This window comes from Curvibacter fontanus, assembly GCF_054780335.1.
Map to the genome: position 1 here is coordinate 187,738 of NZ_BAAGWN010000003.1, position 20,478 is coordinate 208,215.

Here is a 20,478-nt window from a genome sequence, read left to right on the forward strand (position 1 = left end):
GCGGTGCTTTTTCGATGCTGACCTGTTATGGTTAGCAAGCGCCATGCCGGCACCGGTGCACCGCTGTGGTGCGCCCGCTGCCCTGCCGGGGGGAGGGGCGCCCCGAATCTGCCACAATTGACGTTTACGTAAACGTCAATCAGACGGGCGCCTGCCTGACCGGCCCCGTCGCCCTCAGAAAGCACCTTCATGCCCCTTCTGGAAACCCAGCTCAACGCCCGTTCGGCCGACTTCCAGGCCAACGCGACCGCCATGCGCGCCGTGGTGGACGACCTGCAAGCCCAGGTGGAAAAAGTCGCCCAGGGCGGCGGTGAGGCGGCGCGCGCCAAGCACACGGCCCGCGGCAAGCTGCTGCCGCGCGAGCGGGTGCAGCGCCTGCTCGATCCCGGCACGCCTTTCCTGGAGCTGTCGCCGCTGGCGGCCTACAACATGTACAAGGGCGATGCGCCCTGCGCCGGCCTGATCGCCGGCATCGGCCGGGTCAGCGGCGTGGACTGCATGATCGTCTGCAACGACGCCACCGTGAAGGGCGGCACCTATTACCCCATGACGGTCAAGAAGCATCTGCGCGCGCAGGAGATCGCGCAGCAGAACCGCCTGCCCTGCATCTACCTCGTGGACTCCGGCGGCGCCAACCTGCCCAACCAGGACGAGGTGTTTCCGGACCGCGATCATTTCGGCCGTATCTTCTACAACCAGGCCAACATGAGCGCCCAGGGCCTGGCGCAGATCGCCGTGGTCATGGGCTCCTGCACGGCCGGCGGCGCCTATGTGCCGGCCATGAGCGACGAGGCCATCATCGTCAAGGACCAGGGCACCATCTTCCTGGGCGGGCCGCCGCTGGTGAAGGCCGCCACGGGTGAGGTGGTGAGCGCCGAGGACCTGGGCGGCGGCGACGTGCACACGCGCCTCTCCGGCGTGGCCGACCATCTGGCGCAGAACGACCTGCACGCGCTGGCCCTGGCGCGCGCCTCGGTGAAGAACCTCAACATCGGCAAGGCCCCGCCGCCGGCCGTGAGCGAGCCCCGCCCGCCGCGTTACCCGGCCGAGGAGCTTTACGGCGTGATCCCGACCGACACGCGCAAGCCCTTCGATGTGCGCGAGATCATCGCGCGCATCGTCGACGGCTCGGAGTTCGATGAGTTCAAGGCGCGCTATGGCAGCACGCTGGTGACGGGTTTCGCGCGCATCGAGGGTTTGCCCGTGGGCATCATCGCCAACAACGGCATCCTGTTCAGCGAGTCCGCGCTCAAGGGCGCGCACTTCATCGAACTCTGCTGCCAGCGCAAGATCCCCCTGGTCTTCCTGCAGAACATCACGGGTTTCATGGTGGGGCGCAAGTACGAAAACGAGGGCATCGCGCGCAACGGCGCCAAGATGGTGACGGCCGTGTCCACCGCCCAGGTGCCCAAGTTCACCGTCATCATCGGCGGCAGTTTTGGAGCCGGCAACTACGGCATGTGCGGCCGCGCCTTCGGCCCGCGTTTCCTCTGGATGTGGCCCAACGCGCGCATCAGCGTCATGGGCGGCGAACAGGCCGCCAGCGTGCTGGCCACCGTCAAGCGCGACGGCATCGAGGGCAAGGGCGGGCAATGGAGCGTGCAGGAGGAGGAGGCCTTCAAGGCCCCGATCCGCCAGCAGTACGAAGACCAGGGCCATCCCTACTACGCCACGGCGCGTCTGTGGGACGATGGTGTGATCGACCCGGCCGACACACGGCGCGTGCTGGCGCTGGGGCTGAGCGCGGCGCTCAATGCCCCCATCGAAGAAACCAAATTCGGCGTTTTCAGGATGTGAGGGTTAGGGCCTGTTCATGCCAATTTCACAAGATGCGTTGCGGAACAAAAAAGTCATGCGGTAGGCGCGTGGACGCCGCCGGGGCAGCCCCCAGCCACAGTCCGCGCAACACCCCGCATGGCTTTTTTGGCCGCAACCCGAAGGGAACATGGTGAAAACCACGCCACTCGTTGTTGCACTCCTCGCCCAGGCGGCCAGCCTGGGCGTCGTCGCGCGCCTAGATTGGCGCTGTTTCAACCCCGTTCGCACTTGCGAAATTGGCATGAGCAGGCCCTAGCCTGCCAGAATGCAGGCCCTCATGCACAAAGCAAAAGCAGCATCGAAGTGAAAGCTGAAGACATCTCTTCCGAATGGGTCGCGCGCAGCCTGCGCAGCGTCTGGCACCCCTGCACCCAGATGCAGCACCACGAGACCGTCCCGCTGATCCCGGTCAGCCACGGGCGTGGTCCCTGGCTGGTCGATGTTCAGGGGCATGAGTACCTGGACGCGATCAGCTCCTGGTGGGTCAACCTCTTCGGCCACGCCAACCCGCGCATCAACGCGGCGCTGAAAGACCAGCTCGACAAGCTGGAACACGCCATGCTGGCCGGCTTCACGCACCGGCCCGTGGTGGAACTGTCCGAGCGCCTGGGCGCGCTGAGCGGCGGCGTGCTGGGCCATTGCTTTTATGCGTCCGATGGCGCCTCGGCGGTGGAGATCGCGCTCAAGATGAGCTTCCATTACTGGCGCAACAGCGGCCAGACGCAGAAGCAGGAGTTTGTCTGCCTCGCGGGCAGTTACCACGGCGAGACCATCGGTGCGCTGGGCGTGACCGATGTGGCCCTGTTCCGTGAGGCCTATGGCCCGTTGATCCAGCGCGCCCATGTGGTCGCCTCGCCCGATGCGCGGCTGGCCCAGCCTGGCGAGAGCGCAGAGGATGTGGCGCGCCGCGCCGCCCATGCCCTGGACGAGCTGCTGCAGGAGCGCGCCGGCAAGGTGGCCGCGGTCATCATCGAGCCCCTGGTGCAGTGCGCCACCGGCATGGCCATGCACGACCCCGAGTACCTGCGGCTGGTGCGCGCCTTGTGTGACAGGCACCAGGTGCATCTGATCGCCGACGAGATTGCCGTGGGCTGCGGCCGCACCGGCAGTTTCTTCGCCTGCGAGCAGGCCGGAAAAGATGGGCGGCAGATGTGGCCCGACTTTGTCTGCCTGTCCAAGGGCATCAGCGGCGGTTACCTGCCGCTGTCGCTGGTGATGACGCGCGAGGCCATCTACCAGGCCTTCTACGATGCCGACGTCACCCGCGGTTTCCTGCATTCTCATTCCTACACCGGCAACCCGCTGGCCTGCCGCGCCGCGCTGGCCACGCTGGACATCTTTGCCCAGGACGATGTGCTGGTGACGAACCGTGTGAAGGCGCAGAAGCTCAGCGCCGCGCTGGCGCCGCTGGCCGCCGATGAGCGTGTGCTGCATTTCCGCCAGCGCGGCATGATCTGGGCCTTCGACGCCGCCATCGATGACCCGACCCGGGCCGCGACCTTCTCGCGCCGTTTCTTCACCACCGCCCTGCAGCGCGGTCTGCTGCTGCGTCCCATCGGCCGCACGGTGTATCTGATGCCGCCCTACATCCTGAACGACGAAGAGATCACCCTGCTGGCCGAGCGCACGCGCGCCACCTTCGAGGAGGTGATGGCATGAGATTCCAGATGATCGACACGCTGCAGGCGCAGATCGACCAGCTCGACGCGCAGGGGCTGCGTCGCCGCCGCCGCACGGCCGAGACCGCCTGCGCGCCTGAGGTCCTGGTGGACGGGCAGCGTGTACTGAGTTTCAACAGCAACGACTACCTGGGGCTGGCGGCCGATGCGCGCATCGCCGCGGCGATGCAGGAGGGCGTGCGTCTTTACGGCGCCGGCAGCGGCGCCTCGCACCTGGTCAGCGGGCACTCGAAAGCCCATGAGGAGCTCGAAGAGCGTCTGGCTGCTTTCGAGGCGCCGCATCTGGAACGCGCACGCGCGCTCTACTTCAGCACCGGCTACATGGCCAATCTGGCGGTGCTCACGGCGCTGGTCGCGACGACGCCGGGTGAGGCCGAGATCTTTTCCGACGCGCTGAACCACGCCTCCATCATCGACGGCACGCGCCTGGCGCGCGCCAAGGTCACGGTCTACGCGCACAACGATGTAGGCGCGCTGGAAACGGCGCTGGTTGCCAGCAACGCCAAGACCAAGATCGTGGTCAGCGACAGCGTCTTCAGCATGGACGGCGATATCGCCCCGTTGCCGGCTCTGCTGGCCCTGTGCGAGCGCCACGGCGCCTGGCTCGTGGTGGACGACGCGCATGGTTTTGGCGTCTTGGGCGAGAACGGCCGCGGCGCGCTGGAGCATTTCAATTTGCGTTCACCGCAGCTGGTCTATATGGGCACGCTGGGCAAGGCCGCGGGCGTCAGTGGTGCTTTTGTCGCCGCGCACGAAACCGTCACCGACTGGCTGGTGCAGCGCGCCCGGCCCTATATCTACACGACCGCTGCCGCGCCGGCGCTGGCCCATGCCCTGCTGACCAGCATCGCCCTGATCGACAGCCGGGAAGGGCGGCAGCGCCGCGCACAACTGGACCTGCTGCGCCACCAGGTCTCGGCCATGCCGGTGCGCGCGGGCTGGTCGCACCTGGCTTCGGCCACGCCCATCCAGCCGCTGGTGATCGGCGGCAATGCCGAGGTGCTGGCCGCCGCGCAGGCCCTGCTGGACCAGGGCCTCTGGGTCTCGGCCATCCGTGCGCCCACGGTGCCGGCCGGCACGGCGCGCCTGCGTATCACGCTGTCGGCGGCCCACACCCACGACGACGTGGCGCGCCTGCTCCACGCCCTGCACACGCTTGCGAAAGAAACCTGATGCCCACCTTCTCCTGCTTCGTCACCGGCACCGACACCGAGATCGGCAAGACTCTGATCAGCGGTGCCCTGCTGCACGCCCTGGGGGCCGCCGGGGTGCGTGCGGCCGGCATGAAACCCATCGCCGCGGGGGCCGATTTGCGCGACGGCGTCTGGCACAACGAGGACGTGGATTTTCTGCACGCTGCCGCGCCGCTCAAGCTGCCGCGTGAACTGACCACCCCTTACCTGCTGCGCACGCCGGCCGCACCTCACATCGCGGCGGCGCTGGAATGCGTGCTGATCGAGCCGCGCCGCATCATTGCCAGCTACGAGCAGGTGCGCGCCCAGGCCGAGGCCGTGGTGGTCGAGGGCGTGGGCGGCTGGCGGGTGCCGCTGACCCATGGTTACGACACCTCGGACCTGGCCCGCCAGTTGGGCCTGCCCGTGGTGCTGGTCGTGGGCCTGCGCCTGGGCTGCATCAACCATGCCCTGCTGACGGCAGAGGCGATTGCATCGCGCGGGCTCAAGCTGGCCGGCTGGGTGGCCAACACCGTGGACCCGGCCATGGTCCACAGGGACGGCAATATCGAAGCGATATCTGCGCGCATTTCCGCCCCGCTGCTCGGCCATGTGCCGCGGCTTGAACCAGCGACAGCCGCTGCTGCAGCGGCCTACCTGGATCTGGGAAAGGTGAAACATGTTTAAGAAGATATTGATCGCCAATCGCGGGGAGATCGCCTGCCGGGTGGCTGCGACTGCCCGGCGCATGGGCATCCAGACGGTGGCGGTCTATTCCGATGCCGATACCAACGCCAAGCACGTGGCTGTCTGCGACGAGGCGGTGCACATCGGCGGCAGCGCGCCGGCCGAGAGTTATCTGCGCTGGGAGCGCATCATCGAGGCGGCCCAGGCCACGGGTGCGCAGGCCATCCACCCGGGTTATGGCTTCCTCAGCGAGAACGAGGCCTTTGCCCAGGCCTGTGCCCAGGCCGGGCTGGTCTTCATCGGTCCGCCGGCCGCGGCCATCCAGGCCATGGGCCTGAAAGCCGAATCCAAGCGCCTGATGGGCGAGGCCGGGGTGCCCCTGGTGCCGGGTTACCACGGCGCCGACCAGGACGGCAAGCTGCTGCAGAAAGAGGCCGACCGCATCGGCTACCCCGTGCTGATCAAGGCCAGCGCGGGCGGTGGTGGCAAGGGCATGCGGGTGGTGGAGAAAAGCGCCGACTTTGCGGCCGCACTCGCTTCCTGCCAGCGCGAGGCCATCCACAGCTTTGGCGATGCCGCGGTGCTGATCGAGAAATACGTGCAGCGCCCGCGCCACATCGAGATCCAGGTCTTTGGCGACACGCAGGGCAACTGCGTCTACCTCTTCGAGCGCGACTGCTCGGTGCAGCGCCGCCACCAGAAGGTGCTGGAAGAAGCCCCGGCGCCCGGCATGACACCCGAGCTAAGACAACAGATGGGCCGGGCCGCCGTGGCCGCGGCGCGCGCCGTGAACTACGTGGGCGCGGGGACGGTGGAATTCATCGTGGAGACGGGCAGGGAAGCGTTCGAGGCAGAAGACTTGAGCGCCGCCGGGCCGCCCCAAGGCGCGAAGGCTCCCTCGGGGGGCAGCGCAGTACGCGCAGCGGCAAGCGCGGGGGCCTTCTATTTCATGGAGATGAACACGCGCTTGCAGGTGGAGCACCCGGTGACCGAAGCCATCACAGGCCTGGACCTCGTCGAGTGGCAACTGCGCGTGGCGGCGGGTCAGCCGCTGCCGCTCAAGCAGGAGCAACTCAAGATCAGCGGCCATGCCATCGAGGCGCGCATCTGCGCCGAGAACCCCGACAAACAATTCCTGCCGGCTACCGGTACGCTGCAGGTCTGCCAGTGGCCGGAGCACGCGGCGTTCCAATCTCCCTCGCCCCGCTGGGGAGAGGGCGGGGGTGAGGGGCATGCCAGCGCGCTGCCGCGCATCGACTCCGGCGTGTGCGAAGGCGACGCCATCAGTCCCTATTACGACTCCATGGTTGCCAAGCTCATCGTGCACGGCGACACACGCGAGCAGGCCCTGGCCCGGCTCGACGCCGCGCTGGCGGCCACGCGCATCGTGGGCCTGCAGACCAATGTGCAGTTCCTGCGCCATGTGGTGGGCAGCCGTTCCTTTGCTGAAGGCCATCTGGACACCGCGCTGATCGTGCGCGAGGCCGCCGTTCTGTTCGATCAGGAGAAGGTGGGCCTGCCCCTGGCCGCTGCCGCCGTGGTGGCGCACACGCTGCTGCAGGAACAGGATGCCGCACAGTCGACGGGCTGGGTCGACCCCTGGGCGCGGCGCGACGGCTGGCGTTCGCACGGCCTGACACAGCGCTACTTCGATCTGGAGTTCCATGGTGAGCAGCACACGGCGGTGCTGACCTATCTGCACGACGGGGCCTTGCAGCTGCGGGTGGAAGAGGCGGGGGCCGCGCTGCAGTTCAGCCGCAGCGGGGACGGCATCGTTCTGCACTACGCCGGCCTGCGTGTGATGGTGCAGGTCCTGCGCAGCGGCGAGGTGGCCCATGTGTTCACGCCCCAGGGCGCCACGCAGATCACGGTGCTGGACGCGCTGGCCCATGCGGGTGAAGCGCAGGCCGAAGGCGGCCGCCTGACGGCCCCCATGCCGGGCAAGGTGGTGTCTTTCGCGGTCAAGGCCGGCGACAAGGTGAGCAAGGGCCAGGTGCTGGCCGTGATGGAGGCCATGAAGATGGAGCACACGATAGCCGCGCCGGCCGAGGGCGTGGTGGCCGAGCTGCTGTATGCCCCGGGTGACCAGGTGGCCGAGGGCGCGGAGTTGCTGAAGCTGTCGGCCGCGTGACCGGTCCAGCAGGTATCTGCCGCTAAGCTCGTACCCATGAAGATCTATTTCTGTTGCACCGATTTCAAGGCCGAGCCCTGGCTGGCCGCGCTGCGCACCGCGCTGCCGCAGGCCGAGATCGAGGTCTGGGCCCCGGGCGCCGGCCCGGCCGACTACGCCGTGGTCTGGGCGCCGCCGCAAACATTCCTCGACGAGCAGCCGCAGATCAAGGCCCTGTTCAATATCGGCGCGGGCGTGGATGCGCTGACACAACTCAGGTTGCCGCCCCAGACGAAGCTGGTGCGCCTGGACGATGCCGGCATGTCGGTGCAGATGGCCGAGTACGTGACGCACGCGCTGATCCGCCACTTCCGCGAGTTCGACGCCTACGCGGCCGATGTGGCGCAAAACAAGTGGTCCTTCCGCAAACCCCGCCTGCGCGAGGACTTCCCCGTGGGCATCATGGGCCTGGGCGTGCTGGGCCAGCGCGTGGCGCGCGCCGTGCAGCAGTTCGAATTCCCGGTGCGGGGCTGGAGCCGTTCCCCCAAGGAACTGCCGGGTGTGCGTTGTTACGCAGGTGAGGCGCAGTTCGCCGACTTCCTGGCCGGAACCAGGGTGCTGGTCTGTCTGCTGCCCTTGACCGAAGAAACCCGCGGCATCATGAACCGAGAGACCCTGGCGCAACTGCAGCCCGGTGCTTATGTGATCAATGTGGCGCGCGGCGCGCACCTGGTGGAAGACGACCTGATCCCGCTGATCGACAGCGGCCACCTGGCCGGCGCCACGCTGGACGTGTTCCAGAAGGAGCCCTTGCCGGCCGACCACCCCTACTGGCGCCATCCGAAGATCGTGGTCACGCCGCACACCTCGGCGCGCACCCTGCGCGACGAGAGCGTGGCGCAGATTGCGGGCAAGATCATGGCCCTGGGGCAGGGAAAACCTGTTGCCGGCGTGGTTGACCACCACAAGGGATACTGAACACTTCATCCGAGAGAAGACTATGAACCTGCCCACCCGCGTCCAACTGATCGATGTCGGTCCGCGTGACGGCCTGCAGAACGAAAAGCAGCCCGTGCCGGCGGCCGTCAAGATCGGGCTGGTGCAGCGCCTGCAGGCGGCCGGCCTCAGGGAGATCGAGGTCACCAGCTTCGTGGCACCGAAGTGGGTGCCGCAGATGGGTGACAACGCCGAGGTCATGGCGGGCATCACGCGCCAGGCGGGTGTGCGCTACTCGGTGCTGGTGCCGAACATGAAGGGTTACGAGGCCGCGGTGCTGTCCAGGCCCGACGAGATCGTGGTCTTCGGCGCGGCCAGCGAGCTGTTCAGCCAGAAGAACATCAACTGCTCGATCGCCGAAAGCATCGAGCGTTTTGCACCCGTGGTGGAGGCCGCGCTTGCGGCGGGCATCCGGGTGCGCGGCGCCATGAGCTGCACCGTGGGTTGTCCCTACGAGGGTGAGGTTGCGCCCGAGCGGGTGGGCATGCTGGCCGGGCTGATGAAGGGCATCGGCGTGCAGCGGGTGGACGTGGCCGACACCATAGGCGTGGGCACGCCGATCAAGGTCCGTCGCGCGATCGAGGCGACGCTGGCGCACTTCGGTATCGACGACATCTCGGGCCATTTCCACGACACCTACGGCCAGGCGCTGTCCAACACCTACGCTGCGCTGGAGATGGGGGTCTGGAATTTCCAGTCCTCCGTGGCCGGCCTGGGCGGCTGTCCCTATGCCAAGGGTGCGACGGGCAACGTGGCCACCGAAGACGTGGTCTATATGCTGCGCGGCATGGACATCGACACCGGCATCGACCTGGACCCGCTGGTCGACGCCGGCAAGTACATCAGCGACTTCCTGCAGCGCAAGCCGAATTCGCGCGCGGCCACGGCCCTGCTGAACAAGCGCGCCTGATTACCATGGAGTGGCTGGCCAGACAGGCGGTGCGGGCGCAGGCCAAGGGCCAGGACCTGCCTTCGCCCTGCATCTCGGTCTGCCGCATGGCGGCGGCAACGGGTCTGTGCCAGGGCTGCCTGCGCACGCTGGACGAGATCGCCGCCTGGTCCACGCTGGATGACGCGGGCAAGCGCACCGTCTGGGCCCGCATCGAGGCACGCGCCACGGCGCAAGGAGTGAACCCGTGAAGCAGATCACCTTCTACCTGGACTTCATCTCGCCCTACAGCCATCTGGCCTTCGAGCAGCTGCCCGAGGCGCTGACGGGCCTGACTTATTCGGTGACCTACCGGCCCGTGCTGCTGGGTGCCATGCTGCGGCACCACCAGCTGCTGGGCCCGGCCGAAGTGCCGGCCAAGCGTGCGTGGACCTACCGGCAGGTGCTGTGGCTGGGGCAGCAGCAGGGCGTGACATTGCAGATGCCTGCCGTCCATCCCTTCAACCCGCTGCCCCTGCTGCGCCTGGCCATCGCCGTGGCGAACGGCGGCGATCCCAACCGCTATGTTTGCGAGACCCTGCTGCGCCATGTCTGGCATGGCGGCCTGGATGCCAACGATCCGGCGCGTCTGCAGTCGCTGAGCGGGCAGCTGGCGCCGGCCCTGGCGCCGGACGACGAGGTGGTGAAGGCCCGTTTGCGCGCCAACACCGACGAGGCCGTGGCCGCTGGCGCCTTTGGCGTGCCCTCCTTCGTGGTCGATGGCCGCCTGTTCTGGGGGCAGGACAGTCTGCCCATGCTGCGTCGTTATCTGGAGGGTGACCCCTGGTTCGACGGCCCCGACTGGCACAGCCAGCTCCAGCTTGTTGCGCAGCAGCAATGAAATTTGACGGCCTGACGAGGGCCGAACTCAGGGTAATCCCCTAAGTCCCATGTAAGAAAGCGGTCAGTGCCGCCCCCAAGAATGCACGGCAATCCCCATGTCGGGGAGGGTGTTCATTCTAAGGAGACACAATATGGCAACTTCACAGGCCGCAAGGCCGATGACGCCCGAAGAGAAGAAGGTGATCTTCGCCTCTTCCCTGGGTACCGTTTTCGAGTGGTACGACTTCTACCTCTACGGCTCGCTCGCGGCCATCATCGCCAAGCAGTTCTTCAGCGGACTGGATGCGGGCTCCGCTTTCATCTTCGCGCTGCTGGCCTTCGCTGCCGGTTTCATCGTGCGTCCCTTCGGCGCCATTTTCTTCGGCCGCCTGGGCGACATGATCGGCCGCAAGTACACCTTCCTGGTCACCATCCTGATCATGGGCCTGTCCACCTTCATCGTGGGCATCCTGCCGACCTACGCCAGCATCGGCGTGGCTGCACCGGTCATCCTGATCGCGCTGCGCCTGCTGCAGGGCCTGGCGCTGGGCGGTGAGTACGGTGGCGCCGCCACCTATGTGGCCGAGCACTCGCCCCAGGGCAAGCGCGGCGCCTACACCGCCTGGATTCAGACCACGTCCACCCTGGGCCTGTTCCTGAGCCTGATCGTGATTCTCGGCACCCGTACCGCCATGGGCGAGGCTGCCTTCGCCGACTGGGGCTGGCGCATTCCCTTCCTGGTGTCCATCTTCCTGCTGGCCATCTCGGTGTGGATCCGTCTGTCCATGAACGAATCGCCGGCCTTCGCCAAGATGAAGGCCGAGGGCAAGACCTCCAAGGCGCCGCTGTCCGAGTCCTTCGGCCAGTGGAAGAACCTGAAGATCGTGATTCTGGCGCTGATCGGCCTGACCGCCGGCCAGGCCGTGGTCTGGTACTCGGGCCAGTTCTACGCCCTGTTCTTCCTGACCCAGGCCCTCAAGGTGGACGGCGCCGCCGCCAACATCTATGTGGCCATCTCGCTGCTGATCGGCACGCCCTTCTTCATCATCTTCGGCGCCTGGTCCGACAAGATCGGCCGCAAGCCCATCATCATGGCCGGCTGCCTGCTGGCCGTGCTGACCTACTTCCCGGTCTTCGAAGCCCTGACCAAGGCCGCCAATCCGGATCTCTATGCTGCCCAGCAGAAGAGCAAGGTGGTCGTGACGGCCGATCCGAAGGAGTGCTCCTTCCAGTTCAACCCGACCGGCACCGTCAAGTTCACCAGCTCCTGCGACATTGCCAAGCAGGTGCTGGCTGGCGCTTCGGTGAGTTATGACAATGTCGTCGGCGCCTCCGGTGCCCCCGCCACCATCAAGATCGGTGAGCAGGTCATCACCGGTTTCAACGCCAAGGGCATTTCGGCCGACGAAGCCAAGACCAAGGACGCCGAGTTCAAGAAGGCCGTGGCCGACGCGCTCAAGGAGCACGGCTACCCCGCCAAGGCCGACATGGCCAAGGTGGACAAGGTCATGGTCGTTGCCATTCTGGCCTACCTGGTGATCCTGGTCACCATGGTCTACGGCCCGATCGCCGCCATGCTGGTGGAGATGTTCCCGACCCGCATCCGCTACACCTCCATGTCGCTGCCGTATCACATCGGCAACGGCTGGTTCGGCGGCCTGCTGCCCACCACGGCCTTCGCCATCGTGGCGCAGACCGGCAATATGTACAACGGCCTCTGGTACCCGATCATCATCGCCGGCATGACCTTCGTGATCGGCACGCTGTTCATCAAGGAAACCAAGGACGTGGACATCTACGCCCGCGACTGAGCGCCGCAGTGCCGTATGTGCACCCTGACCCGGCTTGCCGGGTCAGCGCAGGCCCTCTACGCGAGGGCCTTTCTTTTTGTCACTCTGGAAATTGAATCATGTGGAAAATCATTGTCGGCTTCATCGCCTTTGCTGCCCTGGCCCTCTTCGTTATCATCAAAGGGGGTGATAAGCTGGACATGAGTGGCGAAAAGCATGGCGCGGATGCCGTGCACGCGCCTGAGGCGCCCGCATCGGCGCCGGCACCCGCTGTGCCAGCCCCTGTGCCGGCTGCCAGCGCTGCGAAATAGGCGCTGCGCTTGAAGAGGCGAGGCGGCTTCAGGGCCGCGTAACACTATGAATTATTCAAAAACAGACGTTGGGCAACAGGCATTCAAGGAACGTTCGCCGGCCATATCGGCCCGGCAGCGCTCGGCGTTCATCCTGTTTGACGGGGCCAAGTCACTGGACCAGGTGCTGGCCGCCACCGCCGGTCTGGGCGTCACGCAGGCCGATGTGGACTACCTGCTGGCGCGGGGTTATATCGCGGCGGCTCAGTCCCCCGTTTCAGCGGAGGCGTCTGCGGAGGCATCGCCGGTGGGCGGTGACCGTACGGCGCAACAGCGGTATGCGGCAGCTTATCCGATCGCCACGAAGCTGACGGCCTCGCTGGGTCTGCGTGGTTTCAAGTTGAATCTCGCCGTTGAAGCGGCGTCCGGTTATGACGATCTGCTGGCCCTGCTGCCCCGCATCCAGGAGGCCGTGGGTCACGAGGCCTGCCTGCCGCTGGAGCAGGCCCTGCGCGGTTAGCCCTTAACGGCGGAAGCGGCCGTCGGCCGTGATGATGGAGAGATCGGCGAAGTCCAGACCGCTGTGGTCCTGCGGGCCGAAATTGACTTCGAGGCCACCGATGTCGAATTTGCTGAGACCTTCGAGTGCGGCCTGGATGCGCTCCCGGCTGGGCTTGCCGCCTGTGCGGCGCAGGGCCTCCACCAGCACCTTGGCGGCGGCAAAACCTTCGAGCATGGCGGGGCTGACTTCGGTGATGCCCTTGGCGCGGGCCATATCCTGCGCTTCCTTGACCAGACCGTAGGAGATCGACTGCGGGAAGACCTGGCTCACGATCACCCCACGGGCCTGCTCGCCGAGCTGCTTGACGAAACCTCCCGAGGCGTTGTTGGACAGCGTGACCACCTGGGCCGAGGAGCCTGCGGCACGGATGGCCTTGATGCCCGCCACGACGGTGTTGCCCGAGGCGATGAAGATCACGGCCTGGGGCTGTTCCTGGGCCACCCGGGCCGCGAGGCGCTCGATGTCAGGCTTGGCTCGGTCGAGTTTTTCGACGAACAGGGGCTTGAGCTGGGCCTTGTCCAGGCCGCGCAGGGCGCCCTGGACCGAGTCGGCGCCGAAGCTGTCATCGGTCTGCAGGATGCCGATGCGGTTGATGCCGATGGTGGTCAGGTGCTGGATCGCCTTTTCGGCCTCGCGCTGGTAGGTGGCGCGCACGTTGAAAACGTGTTTTTTCACAGGCTGGTGCAGGACCATGGCGCCTGTCGAGGGGGCGATCAGTGGCACCCCGTACTTGTCCAGCAGCGGGATGAGGGCCTCGGTGTGCGGCGTGCCGCGGTTGAGGAACAAGGCTGCCACATTGCGTTCCACGATGAGCTTCTGGGCGTTTTCAGCCGCGAGCTTGGGGTCGAACTTGTCGTCCACCGAGATCAGTTCGATCTTCTGGCCGCCGATACCGCCTTTGGCATTGACAGCGTCGATGTACAGCTTGGCGCCGTCGGTTGTCTCGTTCACGCCCGCGGCCACGAGGCCGGTGAAACCCGCCGTCTGTCCGATCAGGATCTGGGCGGTGCTGGTTTGCCCCAACAGGGCCAGGGCCAGGGCCATTCCAGCAATATGTCTGTTTGTCATGTCTTGTCTCCTGCGCCTGGGGCGCCAAGGCTGGACAGTTTAGGTGCAGACACCCTTGCGGGCATCATGGTGAACACCAGTTTGCGGTTACTACGTAGGCTGAAAGGGCAATAGTGCACGGGGAAGGTCCGATGGTGTTGTGATTTTGCGCGCACCCGTGTCCGGCATGGGCTCGCACACCATGCCCCGCGGTCACGCCGGGGTAAGGCGGGGTCCCTAAAATATTCGGGCTCTAGCAGGAAGACCACGCACATGACCCAGGGATCCATCCGCATCCGCGGCGCACGCCAGCACAACCTCAAGAACCTCGATCTGGACATCCGCACCGGGGAGCTGACGGTGGTCACCGGCCCCAGCGGTTCGGGCAAGTCCAGCCTGGTGTTCGACACGCTCTACGCCGAGGGCCAGCGCCGGTATGTGGAGACCTTCAGCGCCTATGCGCGCCAGTTCCTGGACCGCATGGACAAACCGGCCGTGGACCGCGTGGAGGGCGTGCCCCCGGCCATCGCCATCGACCAGACCAACCCGGTGCGCTCCTCGCGTTCCACGGTCGGCACGATGACCGAGCTCAACGACCACCTCAAGCTGCTCTATGCGCGCGCCGCCCAGCTCTTCGACCGCCAGACCGCCCAGCCCGTGCGGCACGACAGCGCCGACAGCATCTATGCCGAGTTGCAGAAACGGGCCGCAGAAGTCGGTGATCCGCGACTGGTGCTGACCTTTCCGGTCGAGCTGCCCGGCAATACCAGCAGGGAAGAAATCGAGCAGTGGCTCTCGGCCAGCGGTTTCACCAAGGTGCAGGCCGAACGCGAGGTGGTCACGCCCAGCGGGCCGCGCATGAGCGACGCCGGGCCGTCCCAAGGCGCGAAGGCCCCCCGAGGGGGCAGCGCAGCACACGAAGTGGCAAGCGTGGGGGCTCGGAAGATCCTGGACGTCGTCGCTGACCGTTTCCGCCTGTCCAGCGCGGAAAGCGCCCGCGTGATCGAGGCCATCGAGGTCGCGCTCAAGCGTGGCAGCGGGCGGCTCAATGTGTATGCCCTCACCCCACCCCTCTCCCAGGGGGAGAGGGAGCAGGCAGGGGCGGCTTCACCCCCTCTCCCTTTGGGAGAGGGCGGGGGTGAGGGTGCGGGTGAAGAAATCTGGCGCTTCTCGACCGGCCTGCACAACCCGGACAGCGACCTGCGCTACGCCGACCCCATCCCCTCCATGTTCTCCTTCAACTCGGCCGTGGGCGCCTGCGAGGTCTGCCGCGGTTTCGGTCGGGTGATCGGCGTGGACTACGGCCTGGTGATCCCGAACGACAAGCTCACGCTGCGCGCCGGCGCCATCAAGACCATCCAGACCCCCGCCTGGTCCGAATGCCAGGACGACCTGATGCGCCACGCCGAGGCGGCGGGCATCCCGCGCGACACCCCCTGGTACAAGCTGACCCCCGAGCAGCAGCACTGGGTCATCCAGGGTTCGCCCAACTGGAAGGGCAAGTGGAACCAGCAGTGGTACGGCATCAAGCGTTTCTTCGAGTACCTGGAAACCAAATCCTACAAGATGCACATCCGGGTGCTGCTGTCCAAGTACCGCAGTTACACACCCTGCGAAACCTGCAACGGCGCCCGCCTCAAGACCGAGAGCCTGCTCTGGCGCATCGGCAGCAAGGAAGACGCCGATGCTGTGCTGGCACCCTCGAAGCGTTTCCTGCCGGCCGGCACCCAGTGGAGCCGCGCCCAGCTGGAGGCGCTGCCCGGCCTGTGCCTGCACGACCTGATGCTCTTGCCTCTGGACCGGCTGCGCCGGTTTTTCGACCGACTTCAGGCTCCCTCCCCCACTGGGGGAGGGCAGGGGTGGGGGCAAGGTGCGCCGGCACCCGGCCCCCATCCCCACCTTCCCCCAGCGGGGGAAGGAGTGAATCACGGTGAGCGCCAGGCGCTCAAACTTCTCTACGAAGAAATCACCACCCGCCTCAAATACCTGTGCGACGTGGGCATCGGCTACCTGACACTGGACCGCCAGAGCCGCACGCTTTCGGGCGGCGAGGTGCAGCGCATCAACCTCACGACCGCGCTGGGCACCTCGCTGGTCAACACCCTGTTCGTGCTGGACGAGCCCAGCATCGGTCTGCACCCGCGCGACATGCACCGCATCATCGAGGCCATGCACCGCCTGCGCGATGCCGGCAACACCCTGGTGGTGGTGGAGCACGACCCGGCCGTGATGTTCGCCGCCGACCGCATGATCGACATGGGCCCGGGCCCCGGTGAGCGCGGCGGCCAGATCGTTTTCGACGGCAGCACCGACGATCTGCGCAACGCCGACACCCTGACCGGCGCCTACCTCGGCGCGCGCAAGCAGGTCGGCATGGGCTTCAAGCGCATGGTGGCCGAGAACACGCCGCGCCTCATCCTCGAGGGCGCGCGCGAGCACAACCTCAAGAACATCTCGATCGACATCCCCCTGGGCCGCCTGGTCTGCGTGACCGGGGTTTCGGGTTCCGGCAAGTCCACGCTCATCCAGGACGTGCTGGCCCCGGCGCTGATGCGCCATTTCGGCCGGGCCACGGAAACGCCAGGGGTGCATGAGCGCCTGCTGGGCGCCGAGCAGCTGGCCGACGTGGTGTTTGTCGACCAGTCCCCCATCGGCAAGACGGCACGCTCCAACCCCGTGAGTTATGTCGGCGCCTGGGACGCCATCCGCGAGATCTACGCCAATGCGCCCCTGTCGCGCCAGCGCAGCTACACCGCGGCCAAGTTCAGCGCGAACAGCGGCGACGGCCGCTGCCCCACCTGCGGCGGCTCGGGCTTCGAGCATGTGGAGATGCAGTTTCTCAGCGACGTCTATTTGCGTTGCCCGGACTGCGACGGCAAGCGTTATCGGCCCGAGATCCTGGAGATCACGATTGAACGAACCCTTCCCGTTCGGGCTGAGCCCTTCGGCTCAGCTCAGGACAGGCCTGCCGAAGCCCTCGCGAACCCTTCGACAGGCTCAGGGCGAACGGAGGGGATGGCAGGGCGAACGGTGCATCTCAACGTCGCTGATGTTCTGAATCTGACGGTAAGCGAGGCTGTCACTCTGTTCGCCCACGACCGCGATGTGATCCGTGCCCTGCAGCCCATCGTGGACGTGGGGCTGGAGTACGTGCGCCTGGGCCAGCCCGTGCCCACGCTCTCGGGTGGTGAGGCGCAGCGCCTCAAGCTCGCCGGTTTCCTGGCCGAGGCCGCCAAAAGCGCTACGGCCAGCCGGCAGGTGGTGGGCAGGAAGGGCACGCTCTTCCTGTTCGACGAGCCCACCACGGGCCTGCACTTCGACGACATCGCCAAGCTCATGCGCGCGCTGCGCAAGCTGCTCGATGCCGGCCATTCCCTGCTGATCATCGAGCACAACCTGGACGTGATGCGCGCCAGCGACTGGCTGATCGACCTCGGCCCCGAAGGCGGTGACGCCGGCGGCGAACTGGTGGCCGTGGGCACGCCCGAGGAGGTGCGCCTGCACCCCAGCAGCCACACGGGCCGCGCCCTGCGCGAGTACGCCCTGGCCATGGGCGAGGTGCACGAGGCGCAGGAAGGGGCGGCGCGTTTCATCCCGCAGGCCTTCACGCCCGGCCACAAACCGATGCGCAAGAAGCAGGAGACGCTGGACGCAATCCAGATCGTCAACGCCAAGGAACACAACCTCAAGTCACTGAGCGTCAACATCCCGCGCGGCAAGTTCAATGTGATCACCGGGGTCAGCGGCTCGGGCAAGTCCACCCTGGCCTTCGACATCCTGTTCAACGAGGGGCAGCGCCGTTACCTCGAATCGCTGAACGCCTATGCGCGCAGCATCGTGCAGCCCGCGGGCCGGCCCGAGGTGGACGCGGTCTACGGCATCCCGCCCACGGTGGCCATCGAGCAGCGCCTCAGCCGCGGCGGCCGCAAGAGCACGGTGGGCACCACCACCGAGGTCTGGCACTTCCTGCGCCTGCTCTACGTCAAGCTCGGTGTGCAGCACTGCATCCATGATGGCGCAGCGGTGGCGCCGCAGACGCCTGACAGCATCCTGGCCCATCTGATGAAGCAGTTCCGTGGCCAGGAAGTCGGCCTGCTGGCGCCCCTGGTGCTCAACCGCAAAGGGGTCTACACCGAACTCGCCGACTGGGCCCGCCCGCGCGGCTACACCCACCTGCGGGTGGACGGCAACTTCCTGCCCACCACGGGTTTCCCGCGCATCGACCGCTTCAAGGAACACACCATCGAGCTGCCCGTGGCCAGTTTGATGGTGCAGCCCGAGAACGAGGCCGCGCTGCGCCTGGCGCTGACCACGGCACTCGAGCACGGCAAGGGGGTGCTGCACGTGCTCAGCAGCCTGGAGGGCCTGGCCGAGGCCATGAAAAGCGGTGTATCCACCGCCGGCATCGGCGCGCTGCACGTGCATTCCACGCGGCGCGCCTGCCCGGTCTGCGCCACCTCCTATGCCGAGCTGGACCCGCGCCTGTTTTCCTACAACAGCAAGCACGGCTGGTGCCCGGACTGCGTGGGCACGGGTGTCAAGCTCAGCAAGGAGCAACGCAAGCTGCTGGACGACTCGGTGCGCGACGACAAGGAAAAGGGCCGCGAGCAGACCTTTGCCGAACCCGAGGTGGAAGACGTGGCCGATCAGGCCTGCCCGACCTGCGAGGGCACACGCCTGAACGCCACGGCACGCGCGGTGCGGTTTGGCGCGCGTGCCCCTCACCCCGGCCCTCTCCCCAAAGGGGCGAGGGAGCAAGACATCGCCCCGCGCGAGGAGTCTGAATTTCACCCTCTCCCTCTGGGAGAGGGTGGGGGTGAGGGTTGGTCCATCACCGAGATCGCGCGCCTGAGCGTGAGCGATGTGCGGACCTGGGTCGAGACCCTGCAGGTGATGGGTCGTTTGACCCAACGCGAAAGCGATATCGCGCGCGACCTGATTCCCGAGATCAAGAGCCGCCTCGAATTTCTGGAGCAGGTGGGGCTGGGTTACCTCACGCTGGACCGTGGTGCGCCCACGCTCAGCGGTGGTGAGGCGCAGCGCATCCGCCTGGCGGCGCAGCTGGGCAGCAATCTGCAGGGTGTGTGCTACGTGCTGGACGAGCCCACCATCGGCCTGCACGCGCGCGACAACCAGATCCTGCTGGGCGCCTTGCAGCGCCTGAGCGACCAGGGCAACACCCTGGTGGTGGTGGAGCACGACGAGGACACCATCCGCCGCGCCGACCACATCATCGACATCGGCCCCAGCGCCGGCAAGCGCGGCGGCAGGCTGGTGGCCGAGGGGTCGGTGAAAAACGTGACCGACACGGCGGACTCGCAGACCGGCCGTTACCTGCTGCACGCCATGCAGCATCCGCTGCAGCCGCGCCGCAGCGTATTGCCCCTCACCCCCCTTCGACAAGCTCAGGACAGGCCAAGCCTCTCCCCAGCGGGGCGAGGGAGCAAGCCGGCTTCACCCCCTCTCCCTCTGGGAGAGGGCGGGGGTGAGGGCGGCATGCAGTGGCTCACCGTGTACGGGGCCAGCCTGCACAACCTGCAGCACGTCACAGCGAAAGTGCCGCTCAAGCGCCTGGTGGCCGTCACCGGGGTCAGCGGCTCGGGCAAATCCACACTGGCGCGCGATGTGCTGCTGGCCAATGTGGCGGCCGTCGTGGCCAGGCGCGCGACCAAGGCCGGGCGCGACGCGTTGGCCCGTGGCGTGGACTGGAGCGGCTGCGAGGGCGTCAGCGGCTTTGAAGCCGTGGACCGCGTGCTCGAAGTGGACCAGACCCCCATCGGCAAGACGCCGCGCAGTTGTCCTGCCACCTACATCGGTTTCTGGGACACCATCCGCAAGCTCTTTGCCGAGACGCTGGAGGCCAAGGCGCGCGGTTACGCGGCCGGGCGCTTCAGTTTCAACACCGGCGAAGGCCGCTGCCCGGGCTGTGAAGGCCAGGGCGTGCGCACCATCGAGATGAGCTTCCTGCCCGATGTGAAGGTCTTGTGCGAGAGCTGCAAGGGCGCGCGCTTCAACCCGGAAACGCTGGCCGTCACCTGGCGGGGCAAGAGCATCGGCGACGTGCTGCAGATGGAAGTGGACGAGGCGGTGGACTTCTTCGCCGCCATGCCAGGCATTGCGCACCCGCTGCAACTGCTCAAGGACGTGGGCCTGGGCTATCTCACGCTGGGCCAGCCCTCACCCACGCTGTCAGGCGGCGAGGCGCAGCGCATCAAACTCGTGACCGAACTCAGCAAGGTGCGCGACGAGGTGGGCCGGCGCGGCCAGAAGGCGCCGCACACCCTTTATGTCCTGGACGAACCCACCGTGGGCCTGCACATGGCCGACGTGGACAAACTGATCCGCGTGCTGCATCGTCTTGTCGATGGCGGCCACAGCGTGGTGGTGATCGAGCACGACCTGGACGTGATCGCCGAAGCCGACTGGATTCTGGACCTCGGACCCGAAGGGGGCAAGGAGGGTGGCCGCATCGTGGGCGCGGCCACGCCCGAAGAGATGGTGAAACTGGGCACACACACGGGGGTGGCGCTGAGGCCGGTGCTGTCACGGCACTGAATCACAGGGGTCATGCACCATC

At 66.8% G+C, this 20,478-nt stretch carries 14 protein-coding genes; 13 read left to right on the forward strand and 1 reads right to left on the reverse strand.

The features are described 5' to 3' along the window. Positions 1–189 precede the first annotated feature (189 nt). From ACYVH8_RS01500 to ACYVH8_RS01555, 12 genes are all read left to right on the forward strand, one after another. Entirely contained in the window at positions 190–1,797 is a 1,608-nt protein-coding gene (locus tag ACYVH8_RS01500; protein ID WP_460487106.1) for a carboxyl transferase domain-containing protein, read from the forward strand. Positions 1,798–2,121: 324 nt separating this feature from the next. Next, positions 2,122–3,477 carry an adenosylmethionine--8-amino-7-oxononanoate transaminase gene (bioA, locus tag ACYVH8_RS01505; protein WP_460487107.1) on the forward strand — a complete coding sequence of 452 codons (1,356 nt, stop codon included), beginning with the start codon at positions 2,122–2,124 and terminating at the stop codon, positions 3,475–3,477. Then, entirely contained in the window at positions 3,474–4,670 is a 1,197-nt protein-coding gene (gene bioF, locus ACYVH8_RS01510) for an 8-amino-7-oxononanoate synthase (protein WP_460487108.1), read from the forward strand. The genes bioA and bioF overlap by 4 nt, the downstream gene beginning before the upstream one ends. Continuing rightward, complete coding sequence (gene bioD, locus ACYVH8_RS01515) at positions 4,670–5,356, forward strand: dethiobiotin synthase (protein ID WP_460487109.1); 687 nt, start codon at positions 4,670–4,672, stop codon at positions 5,354–5,356. The genes bioF and bioD overlap by 1 nt, the downstream gene beginning before the upstream one ends. Next, the gene (locus tag ACYVH8_RS01520) at positions 5,349–7,487 is read left to right on the forward strand and encodes an acetyl/propionyl/methylcrotonyl-CoA carboxylase subunit alpha (protein ID WP_460487110.1); all 2,139 of its coding nucleotides are present in this window, start codon (positions 5,349–5,351) and stop codon (positions 7,485–7,487) included. The genes bioD and ACYVH8_RS01520 overlap by 8 nt, the downstream gene beginning before the upstream one ends. A gap of 36 nt (positions 7,488–7,523) precedes the next feature. Then, complete coding sequence (locus ACYVH8_RS01525; RefSeq protein ID WP_460487111.1) at positions 7,524–8,444, forward strand: 2-hydroxyacid dehydrogenase; 921 nt, start codon at positions 7,524–7,526, stop codon at positions 8,442–8,444. 22 nt (positions 8,445–8,466) lie between these two features. Then, the gene (locus ACYVH8_RS01530; RefSeq protein ID WP_460487112.1) at positions 8,467–9,372 is read left to right on the forward strand and encodes a hydroxymethylglutaryl-CoA lyase; all 906 of its coding nucleotides are present in this window, start codon (positions 8,467–8,469) and stop codon (positions 9,370–9,372) included. Positions 9,373–9,377: 5 nt separating this feature from the next. Then, the gene (locus tag ACYVH8_RS01535; protein WP_460487113.1) at positions 9,378–9,602 is read left to right on the forward strand and encodes a DUF1289 domain-containing protein; all 225 of its coding nucleotides are present in this window, start codon (positions 9,378–9,380) and stop codon (positions 9,600–9,602) included. After that, positions 9,599–10,231 carry a DsbA family protein gene (locus tag ACYVH8_RS01540; protein ID WP_460487114.1) on the forward strand — a complete coding sequence of 211 codons (633 nt, stop codon included), beginning with the start codon at positions 9,599–9,601 and terminating at the stop codon, positions 10,229–10,231. Before ACYVH8_RS01535 ends, ACYVH8_RS01540 begins: the two co-directional genes overlap by 4 nt. 133 nt (positions 10,232–10,364) lie before the next feature. Further along, positions 10,365–12,023 carry an MFS transporter gene (locus tag ACYVH8_RS01545; protein WP_460487115.1) on the forward strand — a complete coding sequence of 553 codons (1,659 nt, stop codon included), beginning with the start codon at positions 10,365–10,367 and terminating at the stop codon, positions 12,021–12,023. A 98-nt stretch (positions 12,024–12,121) separates the two neighbouring features. Next, complete coding sequence (locus ACYVH8_RS01550) at positions 12,122–12,313, forward strand: hypothetical protein (protein ID WP_460487116.1); 192 nt, start codon at positions 12,122–12,124, stop codon at positions 12,311–12,313. Between the two features lie 46 nt (positions 12,314–12,359). Continuing rightward, positions 12,360–12,812 carry a hypothetical protein gene (locus tag ACYVH8_RS01555; protein ID WP_460487117.1) on the forward strand — a complete coding sequence of 151 codons (453 nt, stop codon included), beginning with the start codon at positions 12,360–12,362 and terminating at the stop codon, positions 12,810–12,812. 3 nt (positions 12,813–12,815) lie between these two features. Here ACYVH8_RS01555 and ACYVH8_RS01560 read toward each other — a convergent pair whose 3' ends face one another. Continuing rightward, entirely contained in the window at positions 12,816–13,922 is a 1,107-nt protein-coding gene (locus tag ACYVH8_RS01560; protein WP_460487118.1) for an ABC transporter substrate-binding protein, read from the reverse strand. Positions 13,923–14,174: 252 nt separating this feature from the next. Here ACYVH8_RS01560 and ACYVH8_RS01565 point away from each other — a divergent pair, with 252 nt between their 5' ends. Then, a complete protein-coding gene (locus ACYVH8_RS01565; RefSeq protein ID WP_460487119.1) occupies positions 14,175–20,456 on the forward strand; it encodes an excinuclease ABC subunit UvrA in 6,282 nt (2,093 codons plus the stop codon). Positions 20,457–20,478 lie beyond the last annotated feature (22 nt).